Below are 20154 nucleotides of genomic sequence, written 5' to 3' on the forward strand. Positions count from 1 at the left end.
AGATGGAGCAGCCAAATATTATCGAACCACTGAACTTTGAAGAGATTTTTTCTCGGATGAAAGAAGAATTAGTAAGTCGTGATGAAAGTTTTACGGCATTAGTAGAAAGTGACCCAGCAATAAAGATTTTAGAGGTAGCAGCATGGCGAGAACTTTTGCTCAGAGAAAGAATAAACGAAGCAGCAAGGGGCAACTTACTTAAGTTTGCAAGGGGAGAAGAACTTGATGATTTAGCTGAATTTTACGGAGTTGAAAGGGAAAAAGAAGAAAAAGATGAAAATTTTAGGAAAAGGATTAAAGCAAAAATAGTAGGCTGGAGTACTGGAGGAAATTATCGGTATTATGCATTATCAGCAGATACAAGAGTAAAAGATGCATTAGTAGAATCACCTGTACCAGGAAAAGTACAAGTTTCAATCTTATCAACAGAATTATCCACACTGCCAGAAGAATTACTAGAAATTGTCAGAAATCAGCTAAACAGGGAGGATGTGAGGATTTTAACAGATACAATTGAAGTGGTAAGTTGCAATATTATAGAAATAGATATCCACAGTAAAATTAGCATTAAAAGACCAGATATTATTGAAACGGTGAAGAAGAAATTTATAGAAAAATTTGAAACAACGAAAAGATTAGGATGGAATGTAACAAGGTCGTGGATTATAGCGAATTTGTTCGTAGAAGGAGTGGAAAACGTAGAATTAATCGAGCCAAGAGAGGATGTTGTGGTACTGGGGAATGAGTGTGCTGCCTTAAGAAGTTTAAATGTTGAGTTAAATTCATGCTATTACCGCCAAACGCAACAAAACAAGAAAAAGCGCTGGTTGATGCAATCGATTACAAAGTTGATCCAAGCAGCATAAGAGGGTTTAAATTCAGCCTAGAAGAAAAGATATTACCATGGATAGTAGAGGAATATGGTCTAGAAGAGATTCTGCGTTGGGTAACAGACAAAAGAAAGGCGATAAAAGAAGGGATAAAATTTCAAAGACTGCGTGGCACACCTGCCTCATTGAAAATAGCACTGAAGTGGGCAAATATAAATGAAGATATTACAATTATTGAAGAGCCACCTGGAGAACACTTTTTTGAATTACAGATAGGGATAAAAGATGTTCCGAAAGACTTCTTCGTAGATGCAGTAGTAGAACTAGCAAAGCTATCACTACCTGCAAGATCGAGGCTAATGAGGCTTTTCAATGACCACTATAATATTGGAAGATTTATTTTAGATGAAAGCTTTTTTGGCAGCTTATTATCAGACTACTCTGGTACAAAGATCGAAAAAGATGGACCAGTGTTATCATTTGGGAGAGTAAATTTTTTCAGGTCTAGTGGTCCAGTTATTAGGATTATAGAAAACTATCTACGCGATCATTATGAGCAGGCATTAAGTAATGATCTGTATAGGCTAGATGTAGCAATACTTGGAGAAACCGAGCCTCACACAAAGAATTATAACGGTATTTATGAAAGAAGTCATCAGTGGAATAATTTAAAAACGTTATATCCGCTACCACAGAGCTTATTACCTGAGATTAAGTTTGCTAAAGCGCAGATAGTATTATCGGACAGTTGGAGTTTAGGAGAAATAAACGCATGTTTTCCAGTAAGTAGTATAGAAGAGAGGGGAAAAAGGTTTTTACTAGGAAGTGATAAGCTATCTGAACAAGTGTGGAATTTAAAATACAAGCCAATTTTAGAAAGGTTTAGCGTTACCTATCATTACAAAGTAGAAAACTCTACCGATCAAAAAGTTATAAGATTTGGTTTAGCAAAGCACTATGTTCATTTTGAAAGCGAATTAAATTCAGAGCAAAAGGATGCAATACAGGAGTTAGAAAATTACATTTTAGTGTTTTACCCAGGTGTACTAACATGGCATGAACATCGACATTTGAACAGGTCCTGGGAAGAAAAACAACCTATATGCTTAATGAATTAAATACATATATTTATATCTTCATATACTACATTAACATTCGGTAAAAATGTGTGTTTTTTGAAAAAAAGAAGTTGCTTTTCCATGCCAAAACAGCTATAAATTAGGTAGGTGTAGGTAAACATAAGAAATTGATCTTGCACTGAAGTGAGCCAAATTGGCGACTTTATGTATGTTTTTATAGTGGGGTAACTAAAATGTTCAATTTAAATAAAAGACTGGAAAAATTAAAGGAGAATTCATTTCGTGGAATAAATGAAAAAGACGCAGCAGGTTGCACAATATTGCACCGAGCAGCACAAGTGTCAAATCCAGAAGTAATAAAGTTATTAATAGAAAAAGGTGCAGGTACAAACGATAGAAACAATAGAGGCGAGACACCATTGCACCTAGCGGCATTCTATGGAAAGGTAGAGAATGTAAAAGCACTGATAGAAGGAGGAGCAAATGTAAATGCTATAGATGATGGAGGATATACGGCATTACATAGTGCGAGCTTAATGAGTTGTGAAAAGACAGTAAGGGAGCTAATAAAAGGAGGGTCAAAAGTAAATATAGGAAATGAAATAGGAAGACATGAAGCAGTATTTATGAGGGAAATAGGGAACGTGAGAGCAATATTAGAAGCGGGAGGTAATGTAAATGCGAGAGATCATAAAGGATATACACCAATAGATCTGGCATATATGGCAAAGACTAAGGAGATAATAAGAGAGTTAGTGGCGAAGCAGAAGGTTATGGAAGAAAAGTGAGAAAAGGAGGGAAATGGTGGTGTTGTCATTAGAGAGAAAACCTTTGGCAGAGCTGAGGGAAAAGGGACAATTATTTGGAAGAGTGCTTAATTGATGAAAGATAGCGCTATGTGTTTCCAAAATTGTGCATAAAAGTAAAATAAAACGAAGGTTAACAGTTGCGTCTTTTTCGCAAGAGTAATGGATTTATGGAAAAAGGGAGTGGTCAGGCTCCTGAACTATGAAAACATTTACAGGAGAAATTATGAGAAAGAGAACGTTAACTGTGACCTGTCGATATGAGCCTGATGAGTTAGCAGATAAACGCTTATCGGATGTATACGGGCAACTGATAGAGAGATTAATAAAGAGAAAAAAAGAAAATAGAGAGAAAGAAACAAATGAAAGTAGTGAGTTTATATGCGAGAGTATCATCAGAAAAGCAAGCACAGAAGGGAACAATAGAGAGTCAAATAGCGGAGTTGGAGCGTAGAATTAGTGAAGATGAGCACAAGCTACTAAATGAGTATAGATTCATAGACAATGGGTATAGTGGATCAGATTTAGAGCGTCCCGGTTTAGATAGGTTACGCGATAAAGTAGGAAAAATGGAAAAGCAACTTCTTTTTTTCAAAAAACACACATTTTTACCGAATGTTAATGTAGTATATGAAGATATAAATATATGTATTTAATTCATTAAGCATATAGGTTGTTTTTCTTCCCAGGACCTGTTCAAATGTCGATGTTCATGCCATGTTAGTACACCTGGGTAAAACACTAAAATGTAATTTTCTAACTCCTGTATTGCATCCTTTTGCTCTGAATTTAATTCGCTTTCAAAATGAACATAGTGCTTTGCTAAACCAAATCTTATAACTTTTTGATCGGTAGAGTTTTCTACTTTGTAATGATAGGTAACGCTAAACCTTTCTAAAATTGGCTTGTATTTTAAATTCCACACTTGTTCAGATAGCTTATCACTTCCTAGTAAAAACCTTTTTCCCCTCTCTTCTATACTACTTACTGGAAAACATGCGTTTATTTCTCCTAAACTCCAACTGTCCGATAATACTATCTGCGCTTTAGCAAACTTAATCTCAGGTAATAAGCTCTGTGGTAGCGGATATAACGTTTTTAAATTATTCCACTGATGACTTCTTTCATAAATACCGTTATAATTCTTTGTGTGAGGCTCGGTTTCTCCAAGTATTGCTACATCTAGCCTATACAGATCATTACTTAATGCCTGCTCATAATGATCGCGTAGATAGTTTTCTATAATCCTAATAACTGGACCACTAGACCTGAAAAAATTTACTCTCCCAAATGATAACACTGGTCCATCTTTTTCGATCTTTGTACCAGAGTAGTCTGATAATAAGCTGCCAAAAAAGCTTTCATCTAAAATAAATCTTCCAATATTATAGTGGTCATTGAAAAGCCTCATTAGCCTCGATCTTGCAGGTAGTGATAGCTTTGCTAGTTCTACTACTGCATCTACGAAGAAGTCTTTCGGAACATCTTTTATCCCTATCTGTAATTCAAAAAAGTGTTCTCCAGGTGGCTCTTCAATAATTGTAATATCTTCATTTATATTTGCCCACTTCAGTGCTATTTTCAATGAGGCAGGTGTGCCACGCAGTCTTTGAAATTTTATCCCTTCTTTTATCGCCTTTCTTTTGTCTGTTACCCAACGCAGAATCTCTTCTAGACCATATTCCTCTACTATCCATGGTAATATCTTTTCTTCTAGGCTGAATTTAAACCCTCTTATGCTGCTTGGATCAACTTTGTAATCGATTGCATCAACCAGCGCTTTTTCTTGTTTTGTTGCGTTTGGCGGTAATAGCATGAATTTAACTCAACATTTAAACTTCTTAAGGCAGCACACTCATTCCCCAGTACCACAACATCCTCTCTTGGCTCGATTAATTCTACGTTTTCCACTCCTTCTACGAACAAATTCGCTATAATCCACGACCTTGTTACATTCCATCCTAATCTTTTCGTTGTTTCAAATTTTTCTATAAATTTCTTCTTCACCGTTTCAATAATATCTGGTCTTTTAATGCTAATTTTACTGTGGATATCTATTTCTATAATATTGCAACTTACCACTTCAATTGTATCTGTTAAAATCCTCACATCCTCCCTGTTTAGCTGATTTCTGACAATTTCTAGTAATTCTTCTGGCAGTGTGGATAATTCTGTTGATAAGATTGAAACTTGTACTTTTCCTGGTACAGGTGATTCTACTAATGCATCTTTTACTCTTGTATCTGCTGATAATGCATAATACCGATAATTTCCTCCAGTACTCCAGCCTACTATTTTTGCTTTAATCCTTTTCCTAAAATTTTCATCTTTTTCTTCTTTTTCCCTTTCAACTCCGTAAAATTCAGCTAAATCATCAAGTTCTTCTCCCCTTGCAAACTTAAGTAAGTTGCCCCTTGCTGCTTCGTTTATTCTTTCTCTGAGCAAAAGTTCTCGCCATGCTGCTACCTCTAAAATCTTTATTGCTGGGTCACTTTCTACTAATGCCGTAAAACTTTCATCACGACTTACTAATTCTTCTTTCATCCGAGAAAAAATCTCTTCAAAGTTCAGTGGTTCGATAATATTTGGCTGCTCCATCTTTATACCACAACTCCATCAAAGCGAATCTTTTCCCCCATTGGTAAGTACAATCCTTCTAGGTCAAGCGTTACTTTTCCTTCTTTCACTTCTGTTATTTTTACTTTTTCTAACTTAAATCTCTTTTCCCACTTTTGTAGTGCTTCTGCTGTTGCTGCGTAAATTTCTAACGTAAAATCACGATTGATTGGCCGGTCAACTAACTCAAGTAATCTTGACCCATAGTTCCTGCGCATTATTCTGCTGTTAATAGGAGTGGTTAAAATATCAGTAATTGATTGCTTTAAATGTTCTATTCCTTCTAACTCTTTTCCAGTATTAACGTCCATTCCTCGCATAAACACGTTGCCTTTTGTGTTATATCTGTTTAATCATTTTCTTCTTAGTACTTGCGTATTTTTCACGAGCTATAGAGATAGCTTTTCTCAACTTCTCCTCAAGGATTTCCTTAGGAGGCAACTGTGTTAAATACTGTGCAACATGAATATTAGATCCTTCAAGCTCCAGGTATTCTATATCTTCTTGATCCTTATCAGCACACAAAATAATCCCTAGGGGTTTTTCTTCATCTGGTTTTCGTTCATTTTTATCTAACCAATTTAAGTACCATTCCATCTGTCCTTTATAAGCTGGTTCAAATCGACCAATTTTTAGTTCTATTGCAATAAGGCGCCTTAATCCCCTATGAAAAAATAGCAAGTCTAAATACCTATCAATTCTTTCGGTACTCATCCTTTTTTGACGTGTCACAAAACAAAAATCATTACCAAACTCTTGTAAAAATTTTACCAATTCATCCAAAATCGTATTTTCTAGATCAGTCTCACTATGACTTAATGGCAATTCCATAAAGTTAAGGAAGTATGGATCGTGAAAAATGAATTCGGGGGCTAACGTATTTTCTTCACGTAACTGTTTGATGCTTTGTCTTATGAAGTCCTCAGGCTTTTTTGCTAGTGCTGTACGTTCATACAACATGGTATCGATTCTACTACGTAGTGCTCTAACACTCCATCTTTCAATACGACACATTTCTATATAATAATTACGCTTCAGCTCATCAGAAATTGCAATAATTTCTACAAAATGTGACCAACTCAATTGTTGTGACAGTGTCGCGACAATTTCTTGATCGGGAAAGAATTTGGAAAATTGCACCATCCGAAACAATGAAGCTCTATCAAATCCACGTCCATATTTCATCTGAAGTTCTTTTGCAAGTTGGGAGATGATTTGCTTCCCATAATCTGCACGTTTGTGCTTTAGGATATCTTGATCAATTCTGGAGCCAATTTCCCAGTTTAACAATACTAGAGTAGAATTGAATTGAACAGAAAGATGATTCTTTGCTCTATCTATTAAATTACTAACGTCTCCTAATAGGCTAGTAGTTATATCCATGTTCATAATTTTACTTTTGGTAAGTATAGCACATGGTTTATTTTTATTCTGAAAAAACATTACTACTTCCACTTATTACTTTAAACCCACAAGATACTGAATCCCCAACTCTTCCTATACCATGACCATTTGCAAACACTGTTTTTGACCCTTGTGCCATTACCTTACCTTCTGTAAAACTATCTCCTTGCCGACAAACTGGTCTTCCGTTTACAAATATATCTCTGCTTCCACTTATACAAAAATGCGGCAACGCTTCCCCGCAGTGATCTCCTAGGCATATAACTGATTTATTCATTCCTTTTCCTAATTTAGATTTATTCTTTGTGCCTTAAGTTTTATTCCATCCTTTGTCATCTCTACGCTTGATCCTTCTACTTTCAACGTTATTTTATCTACTACATCAATCTCAAGATGATGATTCTCCTTGTCGTACGATAATTTCGTTCCATCCTTAAACTCTAAAATATGCGCGTCTTTTCGGCATTCCGAGGGAAAATACTTCTGCTGATAAATTGCCGGTAACACCACCCCTAATGACAACTCTCCATATGGCGATAATACCATCACCTGCTCATCAATATCTGGGGAAAACCAACTTCTATCTTCTCCCGCTCTTGTTGTTATCCACGGTAACCAATCGGTCAAAAATTCTCCTACTTTGACCCTTACTCTTGCTTTTTCATAGTCGATTTCTTTCACTAGATCTATACGAATAATGTTCGCTAGCCTTCTATTTAGCTCTGCAATCGCAAAATTATGGTCTAACATTTTCCCCCACACTAATAATATGCGGTATAATACCAGTTTCTAACCACATTGATTGACCTGTATGTAGCTCGTGAACCCATTCTACCAGCCACACTAAATATGCATCCAACTCTGGTTTAAAATTGTCTACTTCCGCTGATAAAAATTCTCCTGGTGAAATGTTTTCTACGCCCCAAGTGTTTTTATTCACTACTCTTGCAACTTCCGCTGCCAGTAACCTTACCACTACCTGAGAATCCTCGACTGTTCCATCAACTACTACTCTTGCCTCAAATCTTGCCCTCAACGCTAATTCCTCAGTCCCCGGATCTTTTCCTGGCTCTAAACTCACAAGCTCTACAAACACCGCTGGCGCTAATAATTCTTTCCTTATTGCAGGATATACTTCACATGTCTGTATTGCTGGGATTTCTTCTTTTAGCGTTGTACAAATCTTCTGATGTAGATCTCTCCAAAACATACGCTCTTAAAATAAAATTAAGTTCATGGTCAAAATACTTCTCAAATACTCTCTCTACTTCATTATCAACTAACTCTTTCATTATTTCCCGAGCTTGCGTGTTTACTTTAATTTCATCTATTGGTATGTACCTTCTTTTCTATATGACCATTTTTCATTGTTGCTATGAATGCTCCTTCATACGTACGGCTTCCTACCTTTGCTCCTATCTTTGTCTGTTTTATACTCCCAAGTTTTGCTACTCCTATCCACTGCAAACTCAGCTTCACTACTGACCATAAACGCTTTCTATTTGCTTTATCCACACTTAACTTTTTTCTCATTGCTTTTTTTGGTATTTGTTTTTCTTCGCTAACTTGTTTGACAGTTTGCGATCCTACCCATAGTGCTGTTTTGTTTAATGCTCTCACTGTTGCTAATTCTATTTTTCTTCTTTCAGCATCTGTGCTTTGCATAACTTTTTCGATGCTATCGGTGACTTCGATGTTAATACGCATCTACACCCCTGACGCTTGAATTTTCCACAATACTCCTGAATTGTCCCTAAGTGGTGCTACCTATGGCACATCCCTTCCTTATTACCTGCAATATTTCATCTGCTGATATTTGGATCAATGCAGCTATACACACCTTTTTTCTCAGTTGTAAAGTACTAATCCCCAACTGCAAGATCAGTTACAGGCGTATGATACACATCTTCTGGAATGCTGACTATCTCTTCTATCATGCCTGACTTCTCATCTAATAGAAACATGATTCCCTTATTGCTCACAATAAATAATTTTCCATCTATCACCGGTCTAGCATAATATGTGTCTTTTAGTTTATCATTTAGCTCATCATTCACCACTAAGTTAGTACTCCAAATTATCTGACCATCAGGTATTGCAACTTTCATAACTTCATTCTTTGTGTTTACTACAAAAAATTCGTTACCATTTATATCATCGGGGTACAGCCATGGCATAATCCCACCACCACTGATATTTTTTGCTTCCATGGCCTTTAACCACAAAAGATCTCCTGATCCTATATCAATCGCAACAATGGTAGAATTGTTTGTAGCTATTAATGTGTTATTCTTTACTACTGGAGTAGTTGTGATATCTGCAAGCTGAGTGTCTAAAATATCTGTAGAAGGTAACTTATAAGACCACAACTTTTTCCCATCTTTGTCAAAAGCTACTAACTCTCCATTTGAAAATGGAACTATTAGCTTATCGTGTATAACCACAGGAGATATGTAATTTGATCTTGTTATTTGATTACTACCATTAGACATATGATAGAACCAGCTTGTATTACCATTCTCTATGTTCAGCATGTATAAATAGTTATCTACAGTCAAAATTGCTATTCTATCATTAAAAATTGTAGGGTTTCCTTTCACCAAAGACTTTAACTCCTTTTTCCACATAACTGCGTCTTCATTTATTTCATATTGTGTATTATCTCTATTTATTGCATATAGCACATTATCTATTGCTAAGTAAATTTCTCTACAATATTCACTGCAAGTAGCACTCATTCTACCAATTGTTTTATGACTACCAGATAAATCTACATCCTTCCAGTACCACCCTGTGTTGTACAATACCCCATCACCACCAATAATTAGCTCATAACTTTCGTGTATAGGAATTGGTTGTATATAACCTTGAGAAAACTCTCTACTTGGATTATTCCACGGGTGACACCTATATTTATTTTTTATTTCTAAGCTAGGCTCTACCCCATCTTTTGCAATAACACAACTTGTGCTCAATAAGAAAGCAATAAAAAAAATGGCTAGTTTCATAAAACTTTTCTAGAAAGATCACTTTATATACACATTAAAGATACGATATATTGAACAATTTCACTATCGTTAGTTTTGATTTTAACACGAAAAACCATTTTACATTCTCACTGCGTTTATTTTCCACAATATTCCTGAATTATCCCTGAGCGGCGGTGAGTGGACTTTGTATCTACGATTACCAACAACAAAAATATCTCCTACCATTGGCTTTAATACATCAAACACACTTACTTCTAAAGTCAAAATTTCTCCTACAAATTGTCCTTCCGTATAATTTATCTGGCTGTTGCTTTAATATCTGTACCTTGTATGACTTATCCCTTGATTCATACAACGCTTGCTCTCCTAAATGTGCAAAACAATCTTTCAATAACCTTTTAATATTTTCTTGCATCTTTTGCTTTTATGTACTAGCCTTTACTTGGAGCAGGGTAGACCACTTTCTTACCTCACTTCTTTTTTATAGCTGATCTACCTGCTCAAACATGGAAACCATTTTACCTTTATATAGTAACTTAAGAAGCACGCTAAGAAAGTGGCTATATTGGTAGGAGGAAATCTCCTTTTTGGCTCCTCTATGCTGCAACGATTTTTACTAATATCCCCGGACGGTGGCACATCGGCAAAGGGTTGGATTGGGTATGAAGGTCAGTTCCTCTATCAAATCTTCTTGGCTCTTGTTTTGCATACAATGGCTGACCAAACCGTTTCATTAAAGTCCGCTGGCGCAAAGTAAGTAGTAAATGTGCTTGCTGTTCCTAGTGGAAAACAATGTCCTGTATCTTTTTCTATAAACCTTCTCACAATTCCTTCAGGATCGGTTGCTTGTCCTCTGTACTCCTCAAATGTTATTCCACAGAACGTAAATCCTGATCGTTCGGTAGAAGTCATAGTCCTATCCCCCTTGATTGAGTTTTACTTCTATAACTCCCCCGCAAGAACCTTACTATTACCCATAAATCTAAAAATGGAGAAAAAGCTGCTATTTTACTAATTCAACTTTCTATTATAAATAGATCTATGGTCTAAAAATGGAATATATGATGAAAAGAACTATAAATACCTCAACTGGCGAATGGGCAGAAAGTGAATTTGGAATTGTTAATTTTGGTGATATAAGATTAAGTAAAAGGCTTCTAAAAATAGTTAATAGTTTTGCTGAATCGCCTGAGCGTTCAATAAATCAAGCTTGTGAAGATTGGCATCAAAGTAAAGCAGCTTATAGATTTTTCCAAAACGATGCCATTTCTGAAAGAAAGATATTAGACAGTCATATAATTAAAACTGTTGAAAGAGCTAAAGAATACTCAACTATCTTAGCTATCCAGGACACGAGTTATATTTCATATAAAAGTCATAAAAAGACCGAAGGATTAGGGATTATAGCAGCAAGATTAACATCTAAAACAACTAATTTTAAAACCCATGATGCATACAACGTTTGCAGTTACAACAGAAGATAGGATTATTGGATCAAAAAATTAGTACTAGACCTTCCTTAGCTGAAGACCTAAAGGAGTTGAAAAGAAGAAGCCATAATACTGCTCTTCCCATAGAAGAGAAAGAAAGCATACGGTGCACTTAAAGACTCTACTAAACATCCTCGATTAAAGGATGTTAAGGTAGTTACCGTTTGTGATAGAGAAGCAGATATTTATGATTTATTTGAAGTTGCTTCCACTAATCAATCTCTTTTTGTAGTAAGAGGAAATCAAAACAGAACAGTAAACAAGAAGTCGACTTATTCTGAAAAAGGTGGTGAAAGATTGTAGGATTTGATGAATCGCATGTCTTGTCAAGGAGAAATTCAAGTCTGCTCGCGATAACAAACCTCAAAGAACAACAGTTTTAGAAGTAAAGTTTAGTAACTTTGTGATGAATGCATCAAAAAACAACGCTAGACGTAAAACCCAAAAACTTTCTAATTTAAATTTAAATGCTGTCTATGTTATAGAAAAATATCCCCCATTTGGCGAAGAGCCCATGAACTGGATTTTGTTAACAAATATAAATATTAATAATTTTGAAGAAGCAGTAGAAAAAATACAATGGTATTGCTTAAGATGGAGAATAGAGGTTTTTCATAAAATTTTGAAATCCGGTCTTAAAGTTGAAGAATGTAGGCTCCAAACAGCAGATAGATTGATCCGCTTTCTTACAATTATGAGTATAATTGCATGGAGAATATTTTTTATCACATTGGTAGCTAGCGAATCTTTCTTGCACTGTCATACTGACTGATGACGAATGGAAGGTTTTATATACCAAAATGCTTAAGACAAAAAACTATCCTGCACCTATAAGAGAAATTGTGAGGTGGGTGGCCAAGTTAGGAGGGTTTTTAGCTCGCAAAAATGACTTAGCTATAGCTTTGTGGAAGGGATGGAAACGTCTCTTTGATTTAGCAGAAGGATGGAGACTTGCTCATGAATTCTATACTTGTGGGTAATAGTAAGCGCAAGAACCGTGCATGCAGCTTTCCCGCACACGGCTCCACAATATTAGCGTTCACGACATACCTCCTGTGTATACAAGGAAAAACATATTTTTGGTTTTGGTGGTGGATTGACTTGTGTATAATGAATAAATTGCTCCCAATTCATGCTCTTTTTCTGGCTACGTCGGTTTATCCACTTAAACGTTAGTTTCTTTACTGCCCAATTAAACTTATTGAGCCATCGATAATTTCCGCTAATCCCGAAGTAGTTATAGTGTCCTCTTAGTTTGGCTTTGAGTATTTGCCACCAGTCTTTGAGACGAATAAGATGTATGGTTCCAGAGTGTGATGGTATGGATCTATTATAAATAATTCAGGAGACTTTGTCAGCTGAGAACATATAAATTCAAAAGGTGTAAGACCCCTAAGAGCTTTGAGTCTCTTTGCATAATTGTAGGCCATAACAAAGTCATAAAGATGCTCCTTAAGTTGCTGATGCGAACGATAGTAATATTTCTTAACTGTAGCATTCTTTAAAGTTTTATTCATACGTTCAACTTGTCCATTTGTCCAAGAATGGCTAACTTTTGTCAGACGATGTTCAATGTTATTTTCTTCACAAACTCTATCAAATATGTGTTGGAAGGCGTATTTATGGCGCTTCTGATTTGTAAATTGTATGCCATTATCTGTCAAAATAGTGTGGATTTTATACGGTAAAATTCTAATCAGATTACCTAAAAACTCAGCAGCTATGGGTTTTGTAGCACTTTTGTGCAACTCAACGTAGGTGAATTTGATCTATTGCAACAAACAAATACAGCTTTCCTTCTTCTGTTCTAACTTCCGCGATATCAATATGGAAATAGCCTATAGGATATTGTTTGAATTTCTTTCTTGATTTAACTTCACCATCGACATCTGGTAGTCTGCTAATGTTGTGCCTTTGTAAACAACGATGTAAGCTGGAGCGACTCAAATGTGGGATTGAGGTTTGCAAAGCGTAGAGACAGTCATCTAATGGCAATTGATATAGCATCTGTAAGTATTGTATGAGTTTCTTCCCGACCATCTGAATATTTTGTGGTCATTTCTTCATTCAGAACTTCCTTTAATAGTTTTTGTTTTTTGGCTTCTTCCAAAAGATCTTTTACAGCTTGATTATTCTTATGACTTATAGCATAATGTAGTAGTGACAACGTCTTGTATCTTGTCAAAAGCATCTAATGTTTTAAGCTTAAGCATTAGGTGGAGAAGGGAGGAACTCTGTGCTTCCTCTTAGATATAAAATCTGTAGAGGAGATAAGAATTCCCTTCTCAAAAGTATAGGCTGGACGGTATCGTAGAAAGACCTGAATGGTTCTAATTCTGTATTCACAAGACTAGCCTTACTTTTCATTTTTAATGGTAACGTATGGGGTTATATATGATCAACAACTTTTTGGGCATAGATATATCAAAAGATCGCTTTGATGTTTTTCTCTCATTTATAAGCAAAAAAGGAAAGCGTGAAACTAGAAAAAGAAGCTTTAAGAACGATGATCATGGGTTTCAAAGTCTACTGAATTTTCTACACAAACATAATGTAGAAAAAGTAAAAACCTGCATGGAATCTACTGGTTGTTATAGCGAAGCACTGGCTGAATTTCTACACAATGCTGGACATTTTGTAAGTGTTGTAAATCCTTATTGCATAAAATCTTATGCAAGGAGTAAGCTGATACGACAAAAGAATGATCAGACCGATGCAGAAGTTATTGCTGATTATTGCCAAAGACAGGAACCTTCTAGTTGGACACCACCTTCTCCTGAAATGAAAAAATTAAAACATCTTTATCGTTGCTCAGTTGCGTTAAAAGATGAGTTAACATTAGTAAATAACCACTTAGAAAAAAAAGAGAGACTGCCTAAAGAAGTTGCAAATGCTTGGGAAGACCTTGCAATGAATATAGCTCAAAAAATAGAAACAATAAAAAACTCCGTACGTGAACTATTAAATCAACACAAAGAATTGTTGGAAAATTTTCAACTTCTATTGACTATTCCAGGCATAGGAGAAGAATCAGCAATAGCTATTTTAGCTGAAGTTTCTGATATAGAGGTTTTTAGAGATGCCAGGCAATTGGCAGCATATACAGGAGTTATACCACGAAATATGACGTCAGGTTCCTCTGTATATGCCAAACCCAGATTAAGTAAATCCGGTTCACAAACATTACGTAAGGCACTTTTCTTTCCTGCCATAGTAGCTAAGAATCACAATCCTATCATTATGAGCTTTTGCCAAAGATTAAAGGAAAAGGGTAAGCATAATATGGCCATCGTTGGTGCTGCAATGCGTAAGCTACTCCATATCATTTTCGGTATTCTGACATCCAAAAGTGCTTTTGATCCTAACCATATCAAAAACTACAGGGCTAGGAGGTTGACTGAAGGTTTAGTACTTTAAAATCAAAAATGCTTCCTATCTATCTTATGTAAAGTGGTATCTTACACAAATTTATTGAATGTTGTTGGTTAGTGGATATGTTGATAAGTAAACTTCATCTGTTTTGTGCGTATAAAACTAATTTACTTATCAACATATCCACTAACTATAATCTGTGTACTGTTACACAATTGGAAGTATTTTTTGATTTTATGATGCAACTTGGGAAATTTTTATAATTTTTTTGTTGACTAACAAGACGGTATCTCCTGTCATCCGAGTAGCTAACACTGGGATCCAGGAAAAAGAATGATGTCATGCAAGTAGCCCCTATGATGTCATTCCAGTCTGGAATCCAGCTTTTGATCGAAAATGTTGTATAGTACATAATCAATTTTTCTGGATCCCAGTGTCACGCACTGGGATGACACCCTACTAGCAGAAGTTACTCTCAAATGTTTGTTCATGTTGCTATAAATATTAAGAAATTTACCAAGTGAAAAAAAAGGCAAAAGAAGCCCCATGGTTGGCTAATTACTTACATTATACTTTCAAGTATGGCGTTTTTTTATTCTAAACGTTTAATAACCGCGATTCAGTTGCTTTTTAGCCGCAACTAATCTAAATTATAAACATTAAGAAATTTACTAAGCAGAAAAAAAGGCAAAAGAAACCCCGTGTTAGCTAGTTGTCACTCTCTAATCCTGCAAATTGGCGTACTATACTGTCTTAAACGACTTATAAGCGCGTTTCAGCTTGTGTAGGTAAAAACCCAGAAATGTTGTGAAGACATAAGGTGCACATAGTGCGAAAAATTAAAAATAAGACGCCAAGTACGTTGTTTTTTTTGCTGTTTAATCTGCACAGATGAAGATAACTGAATACCTTCACTATCATGATAAGGGGGCTGGCGGAGTTTGTCAAGGAAGTTTTTTCGTTTCTAACGGTTGTTAACGTGCTGCCAAAAACTATGCAAGAAGTCTATTGAAATCGCGTATATCAATCGTTGTAAAATCACACAATTGCTCTGTAGAGCTATGCCCTGTAATAATTACTATACCATTTTGCTCAGAGCGTATTGAGATTAGGTTCAGCACTAATTCACACGTTGCACTATCAAGATTACAAAATGGTTCATCTATCAGCCAAACGTTTGCATTAGAAATCAAGAGGCGAGCAAGCGCAACTCTTCTTTTCCAGCCTGCAGAAAGTTCGCCATATCTAATATTAAGTACAGGCTGCAACTGCAAGCAACAAATAGCTGCCACAATCAATTCCCTAGTATTTCGTATTCCTGCCCAGAATTCTATGTTTTGAGCAACAGTTAAGCTATCTTTACAGGCATTCTTATGGCCTATATAGACCATAGAAGGTATATAGGATTTTGGATCATCATATATGTCTTTTCCGCAGTACCTTATATTGCCTGATACCGGCGGTAAAAGTCCAGATAAACTTCTAATTAAGCTGGTTTTACCACTACCATTTGGACCAGTGATTAGAATCTTTGACTTTGGTTCAGCTTTAAAACTGAGATTTTTAAATAGTACCTTATTATTACGCGCGCAGGATAAATTTTCACATTCGAGCATGGATTATCTGCCCTTCCCCTTATGTTTACCTTGAGTTGAAGCCTGAGCTTTTACAAATAGCTCCCAAAATCCTTTCTGGCCGCCTTCTCTATGTATCAATTGTGCAAAACGCTGCATTAAACCATTACCCATCATAACCATCTTTGTCCATTTACCTAACGGTTTTGCTATGTCAACTATTTCTAGATCTTCTTTATAAACCTGTATATCTTTTTGCTTTTCGCGTAGCATTTCCTGTTGTTTCATCAACTCTTTTTGCTTATTTTTTTGATATAATTCGTTGAATTTTCTGTCTTCTTCCCACTCTTCTTTAAAAACTTTTCTAGGAAATATGATTTTTCTAATGCGATTTTTGTATATTTTTCTCAAAAAGAGAAATACTGCAGCTACAGCAAGTAATGTTACGCTATATAATATGATCTGTGTAAGTGGCATTTCCTGTACCTAATTCATTAAAAATACCCTTACTATTATACCATAATTATAGAAATTGTGCAATTTCTTTGCGGGTAAAGACAGTATAAAAGTAATACTGCTCTATTTCGTAAATTGGACAAATATCTGAGAATGGGCTTGTATGTAGTAAGGTTTATTTCTATACTTTTTAAAGAATTTAGAAGTAAAACAAATATGAACTGCTATAAAACTCACACGTGTGAAGAATTAAGGAAGAACGACGTAGAAAAGGAAGTTATCCTCTCTGGATGGTTATATCGTAAGCGCGATCACGGTAACTTAATTTTTGTTGATTTAAGAGACTTCTATGGAATCACTCAACTAGTATTGAATAATGACAAAGACTTTTTTGATGAGACATCAAATTTAAAATTGGAGAGTATAATTACTGTTACAGGAATAGTCAAAGCTAGAACTGAAGATACGGTAAACAGCTCTATCGCAACCGGAGAAATTGAGGTTGTAGTTAGCAATTTGCACGTTGAATCGGAAGTCGAGTTCCACTGTGATGAAGAAATAGCAAAAGAAGAAAGAAGTATATTAGCGAGCATTGCTGGCGAACAAGAATACCCAGAAAATATGAGATTTAAATATCGTTTTCTTGATTTAAGGCGAGAAAACACCCGCAACAATATTATTCTGCGCTCACAAATTATTGCAGAACTCCGCAAGCTCATGATAGAGCAAGGGTTTTTGGAAATTCAGACTCCAATACTTACTGCTTCGTCCCCTGAAGGTGCACGTGATTATTTGGTGCCAAGCAGACTAAATCTTGGTAAATTTTATGCATTGCCGCAAGCTCCACAGATTTTTAAGCAATTGCTCATGGTTTCAGGGTTTGATAAATATTTTCAAATTGCACCGTGTTTCCGTGACGAAGACGCAAGGGCTGACCGTTCTCCGGGGGAGTTTTATCAACTAGATCTTGAAATGTCTTTTGTGACTCAAGAAGACATCTTTCAGATTATTGAGTCTACCTTATATAAAGTGTTTGCCAAATTTTCTTGCAAATCAGTTGATAAAGATTTTCCGCGCATTACATACAAAGACGCAATGCTCAAATATGGATCTGATAAGCCAGATCTGCGCAATCCATTATTAGTCAGCGATGTTACAGAAATTTTCCGTGATTCAGAGTTCAATATTTTCAAAAGTAATATTGATCGTGGTATGGTAGTCAGAGCCATCCCTGCTCCTAAAACAGCAGAAGAACCACGCAGCTTCTTTGATAAAAAAATAGAACATGCGCAAAAAGAATTCGGCGCTAAGGGGCTTGGGTATATAACATTTGATAAGGACGGCATCGCAAAAGGGCCAATTGCTAAATTCCTTGATGAAAACAGGCTAAATTCTATAAAAGAAATAACGGATGTAAAGCCTGGAGATAGTGTATTTTTTGCTTCTGATAAGGAAAATGAAGCAGCAACAATTGCAGGGAAAGTGCGTTCTCTCTTAGGATCAGAACTAGGTCTTATAGATAACGATATATTTAAGTTCTGTTGGATTATTGATTTTCCATATTTTGTATATGACGATAAGAGCAAAAAAATAGATTTCTTTCACAACCCATTCTCTATGCCACATGGTAGCTTGAAAGATTTAGAGGACAAAAATCCACTGGATATCCTTGCTTACCAATATGATCTTGTTTGCAATGGAATAGAACTGTCAAGCGGGGCGATTCGTAGTAACAAGCTGGATATCATGTATAAGGCCTTTGCCATTGCAGGCTACAGCAAAGAAGAAGTTGATACAAAATTTGGCGCGCTCGTGCGTGCATTCAGGTTTGGTGTGCCCCCTCATGGTGGAATAGCACCAGGGGTTGATAGAATGGTTATGCTACTTGCTGATGAGCCAAACATTCGTGAAGTAATCTGTTTTCCTATGAATCAGCAAGGAGAGGATGTTCTAATGGGTGCTCCTTCTGAAGTGGACAATAAACATTTACGTGAATTATCCTTAAAGGTTATTGAATAAAAATTTTTATAGCGGAGTGTGGTAAACCGAAAATCATGAACGATATTCAAAAAGCAATACTATCAAGCATAATCTGCAATATGATTATATGGTATGAAGTAACTCTATTTGGAGTTTTAACACATATAATAAGCAATGTTTTTTTTCCTTCAGAAAGCGATTATTTAAGCACAATCAAATTTCTTGGTAGTTTTGCAATTGGATTTGGATTTAGACCACTTGGTGCATTTATTTTTGGTTACATTGGAGATAAATACGGCAGAAGGAAAATTTTGCTGACTTCCGTAATATTAGCTTCGATATCATCTACTGCAATTGCGGTCATACCAGGATTTAAAGAAATAGGAATATTTTCTCCTATATTACTTCTGCTTTGTAGAATAATACAAGGAATGGCAACAGGAGGGGAAACGAGTATCAACTCAGCCTTTTTAATAGAGCATTCAAGCGATAAAAAAAATCTAGGCTTTTTAGGTAGCATGAAAGCTTTTAGTGGTGCTCTTGGTTCTATTACATGTTTTGTAATGATAGCTATTTGCAAAAAATTTACAGGTGAAAATTATGAAATTTGGGGCTGGAGGTTGCTCTTCTATTTCTGCTTTATTATGGGCATAATAGGCTTCTTAATAAGATACATAATGGAAGAGAGCCTAGCATATAAAATTCATGATCAAAATAGAAGCTTATCTGATTCTCCATTTTTAGAATTAATCAGGGACTATAAAAAGGCATTTGTGCTAGCAATTGGGCTTGGCGTTGCCCAAAATGCAATTGTTTATTCAGCAATCATGTTTTACAACATATCTGTAAAAGAACTTATTCTCTCAGGTATTGATATAAAAAATGTAGTAAGGATTATGGTTGAAATTACATTTGGAACGTCCGCAGTGCTATTTGCAATACTGTCTGATAAAGTTGGAAGAAAAAATGTAATGATTCCTACATTAGTAGCTCTAGCTTGCGCCGGTTTGCCGGTACTTTCGCTATTATCGTATGATAATCACTATATTGTAACGCTCACTTTTCTGTTGATAAGTGTGCCGATAGGTGCATCTTTTGGGATATATAATTCTCTTGCCTGTGAGTTATTTCCAACGAAAGTTAGGTGCACCGGCTTTAGCCTCGCACATAACATATCTGCAGGAATTTTTGGTGGCCTTTCTCCATACATATGCATGTGGCTTATAGAAAAAACCGAAACAAAACTTGCAGCAGGTATTTATCTTACTGCCTGCGCATTAATTAGCCTAATATCTGTGCTTCAAATCAAAGCCAAAGACAGAAAAGTTGATTGGTGAAATCGTTTCAGTCGAAAAATAGCACTTCAATAGACTTTTCAATGTGCTTAGGGATAGGAGCAGTAATAGTGATTTCTTTATTGCTTAGTAATTTTAAAGATAAAGAATGCGAATGAAGGTGAATTTTATTTGCTACCCCATTAATAAAAGCTTTTTTACCACCGTATTTACCGTCACCAAGAATAGGGCAATTTATATGAGCTAAATGTGCACGTAACTG

General features: G+C 35.8%; 19 protein-coding genes and 7 pseudogenes. 9 read left to right on the forward strand and 17 right to left on the reverse strand.

Translation table 11 applies throughout. The features are described 5' to 3' along the window. Positions 1-2: 2 nt before the first annotated feature. From ABWU75_RS03730 to ABWU75_RS03750, 5 genes and pseudogenes are all read left to right on the forward strand, one after another. Positions 3-782 (forward strand): annotated as a pseudogene (locus ABWU75_RS03730) (baseplate J/gp47 family protein); the annotation flags it as partial. Positions 783-784: 2 nt separating this feature from the next. Beyond that, on the forward strand, positions 785-1948 hold the full coding sequence (locus ABWU75_RS03735; protein ID WP_264731090.1) for a phage tail protein: 1164 nt from the start codon (positions 785-787) through the stop codon (positions 1946-1948). Between the two features lie 194 nt (positions 1949-2142). Next, complete coding sequence (locus ABWU75_RS03740; protein ID WP_353286640.1) at positions 2143-2697, forward strand: ankyrin repeat domain-containing protein; 555 nt, start codon at positions 2143-2145, stop codon at positions 2695-2697. Positions 2698-2917: 220 nt separating this feature from the next. Continuing rightward, a complete protein-coding gene (locus ABWU75_RS03745) occupies positions 2918-3169 on the forward strand; it encodes a hypothetical protein (RefSeq protein WP_353275781.1) in 252 nt (83 codons plus the stop codon). Then, positions 3078-3371 (forward strand): recombinase family protein, encoded by a 294-nt coding sequence (locus ABWU75_RS03750; protein WP_353286641.1) that lies wholly within the window; start codon positions 3078-3080, stop codon positions 3369-3371. Before ABWU75_RS03745 ends, ABWU75_RS03750 begins: the two co-directional genes overlap by 92 nt. Here ABWU75_RS03750 and ABWU75_RS03755 read toward each other — a convergent pair. The 11 genes and pseudogenes from ABWU75_RS03755 to ABWU75_RS03805 all read right to left on the reverse strand — a co-directional run. Next, positions 3368-4531 carry a phage tail protein gene (locus tag ABWU75_RS03755; protein WP_264731090.1) on the reverse strand — a complete coding sequence of 388 codons (1164 nt, stop codon included), beginning with the start codon at positions 4529-4531 and terminating at the stop codon, positions 3368-3370. The genes ABWU75_RS03750 and ABWU75_RS03755 overlap by 4 nt on opposite strands. Positions 4532-4533: 2 nt before the next feature. Next, a pseudogene (locus ABWU75_RS03760) lies at positions 4534-5313 on the reverse strand (baseplate J/gp47 family protein); the annotation flags it as partial. 2 nt (positions 5314-5315) lie between these two features. Continuing rightward, positions 5316-5651, reverse strand: coding sequence for a GPW/gp25 family protein (locus ABWU75_RS03765; protein ID WP_264731085.1), 336 nt, complete (start codon positions 5649-5651; stop codon positions 5316-5318). 19 nt (positions 5652-5670) lie between these two features. Beyond that, a complete protein-coding gene (locus ABWU75_RS03770) occupies positions 5671-6774 on the reverse strand; it encodes a YhcG family protein (RefSeq protein ID WP_353286642.1) in 1104 nt (367 codons plus the stop codon). Next, positions 6758-7012, reverse strand: a complete 255-nt coding sequence (locus tag ABWU75_RS03775) for a PAAR domain-containing protein (RefSeq protein WP_253308963.1) — start codon at positions 7010-7012, stop codon at positions 6758-6760. Before ABWU75_RS03775 ends, ABWU75_RS03770 begins: the two co-directional genes overlap by 17 nt. 8 nt (positions 7013-7020) lie before the next feature. Then, entirely contained in the window at positions 7021-7485 is a 465-nt protein-coding gene (locus ABWU75_RS03780; RefSeq protein WP_264731077.1) for a phage baseplate assembly protein V, read from the reverse strand. Continuing rightward, positions 7472-7945, reverse strand: a complete 474-nt coding sequence (locus tag ABWU75_RS03785) for a hypothetical protein (protein WP_353286643.1) — start codon at positions 7943-7945, stop codon at positions 7472-7474. The genes ABWU75_RS03780 and ABWU75_RS03785 overlap by 14 nt, the downstream gene beginning before the upstream one ends. Positions 7946-8058: 113 nt before the next feature. Then, entirely contained in the window at positions 8059-8442 is a 384-nt protein-coding gene (locus tag ABWU75_RS03790) for a phage tail protein (protein WP_353286644.1), read from the reverse strand. Positions 8443-8597: 155 nt separating this feature from the next. Then, entirely contained in the window at positions 8598-9743 is a 1146-nt protein-coding gene (locus ABWU75_RS03795; RefSeq protein WP_353286645.1) for a PQQ-binding-like beta-propeller repeat protein, read from the reverse strand. 99 nt (positions 9744-9842) lie between these two features. After that, positions 9843-10140 (reverse strand): annotated as a pseudogene (locus ABWU75_RS03800) (hypothetical protein). 181 nt (positions 10141-10321) lie between these two features. After that, positions 10322-10622 (reverse strand): annotated as a pseudogene (locus ABWU75_RS03805) (major capsid protein); the annotation flags it as partial. A gap of 164 nt (positions 10623-10786) precedes the next feature. On the opposite strand from ABWU75_RS03805, the pseudogene ABWU75_RS03810 reads away from it, so the two are divergent. Beyond that, positions 10787-12195 (forward strand): annotated as a pseudogene (locus ABWU75_RS03810) (IS4 family transposase). A gap of 270 nt (positions 12196-12465) precedes the next feature. Here ABWU75_RS03810 and ABWU75_RS03815 read toward each other — a convergent pair. Both ABWU75_RS03815 and ABWU75_RS03820 read right to left on the reverse strand, forming a co-directional pair. Further along, positions 12466-13210: pseudogene (locus ABWU75_RS03815) on the reverse strand (integrase core domain-containing protein); the annotation flags it as partial. Beyond that, positions 13197-13406, reverse strand: a complete 210-nt coding sequence (locus ABWU75_RS03820) for a hypothetical protein (protein ID WP_353286646.1) — start codon at positions 13404-13406, stop codon at positions 13197-13199. The gene ABWU75_RS03820 and the pseudogene ABWU75_RS03815, both read right to left, overlap by 14 nt. Positions 13407-13609: 203 nt before the next feature. Here ABWU75_RS03820 and ABWU75_RS03825 point away from each other — a divergent pair, with 203 nt between their 5' ends. Further along, entirely contained in the window at positions 13610-14632 is a 1023-nt protein-coding gene (locus ABWU75_RS03825) for an IS110 family transposase (RefSeq protein ID WP_353286589.1), read from the forward strand. A gap of 317 nt (positions 14633-14949) precedes the next feature. Here ABWU75_RS03825 and ABWU75_RS03830 read toward each other — a convergent pair whose 3' ends face one another. The 3 genes from ABWU75_RS03830 to ABWU75_RS03840 form a co-directional block, all read right to left on the reverse strand. After that, positions 14950-15123: a hypothetical protein gene (locus ABWU75_RS03830; RefSeq protein WP_353286647.1), complete on the reverse strand. Its 174-nt coding sequence runs from the start codon at positions 15121-15123 to the stop codon at positions 14950-14952. A 456-nt stretch (positions 15124-15579) separates the two neighbouring features. Beyond that, positions 15580-16203, reverse strand: a complete 624-nt coding sequence (gene ccmA / locus ABWU75_RS03835) for a heme ABC exporter ATP-binding protein CcmA (RefSeq protein ID WP_264731323.1) — start codon at positions 16201-16203, stop codon at positions 15580-15582. Positions 16204-16206: 3 nt separating this feature from the next. After that, positions 16207-16638, reverse strand: coding sequence for a hypothetical protein (locus ABWU75_RS03840; RefSeq protein ID WP_264731325.1), 432 nt, complete (start codon positions 16636-16638; stop codon positions 16207-16209). Between the two features lie 195 nt (positions 16639-16833). Here ABWU75_RS03840 and aspS point away from each other — a divergent pair, with 195 nt between their 5' ends. Both aspS and ABWU75_RS03850 read left to right on the forward strand, forming a co-directional pair. Further along, a complete protein-coding gene (gene aspS, locus ABWU75_RS03845; RefSeq protein WP_353287066.1) occupies positions 16834-18636 on the forward strand; it encodes an aspartate--tRNA ligase in 1803 nt (600 codons plus the stop codon). Between the two features lie 35 nt (positions 18637-18671). Then, a complete protein-coding gene (locus ABWU75_RS03850) occupies positions 18672-19934 on the forward strand; it encodes an MFS transporter (protein ID WP_353286648.1) in 1263 nt (420 codons plus the stop codon). A gap of 7 nt (positions 19935-19941) precedes the next feature. On the opposite strand, the pseudogene ABWU75_RS03855 reads toward ABWU75_RS03850, so the two are convergent. After that, positions 19942-20154 (reverse strand): annotated as a pseudogene (locus tag ABWU75_RS03855) (RluA family pseudouridine synthase); the annotation flags it as partial.

It is taken from the genome of Wolbachia endosymbiont (group A) of Anthophora plumipes, assembly GCF_964028115.1.
In the GTDB taxonomy this organism is placed as follows: domain Bacteria; phylum Pseudomonadota; class Alphaproteobacteria; order Rickettsiales; family Anaplasmataceae; genus Wolbachia.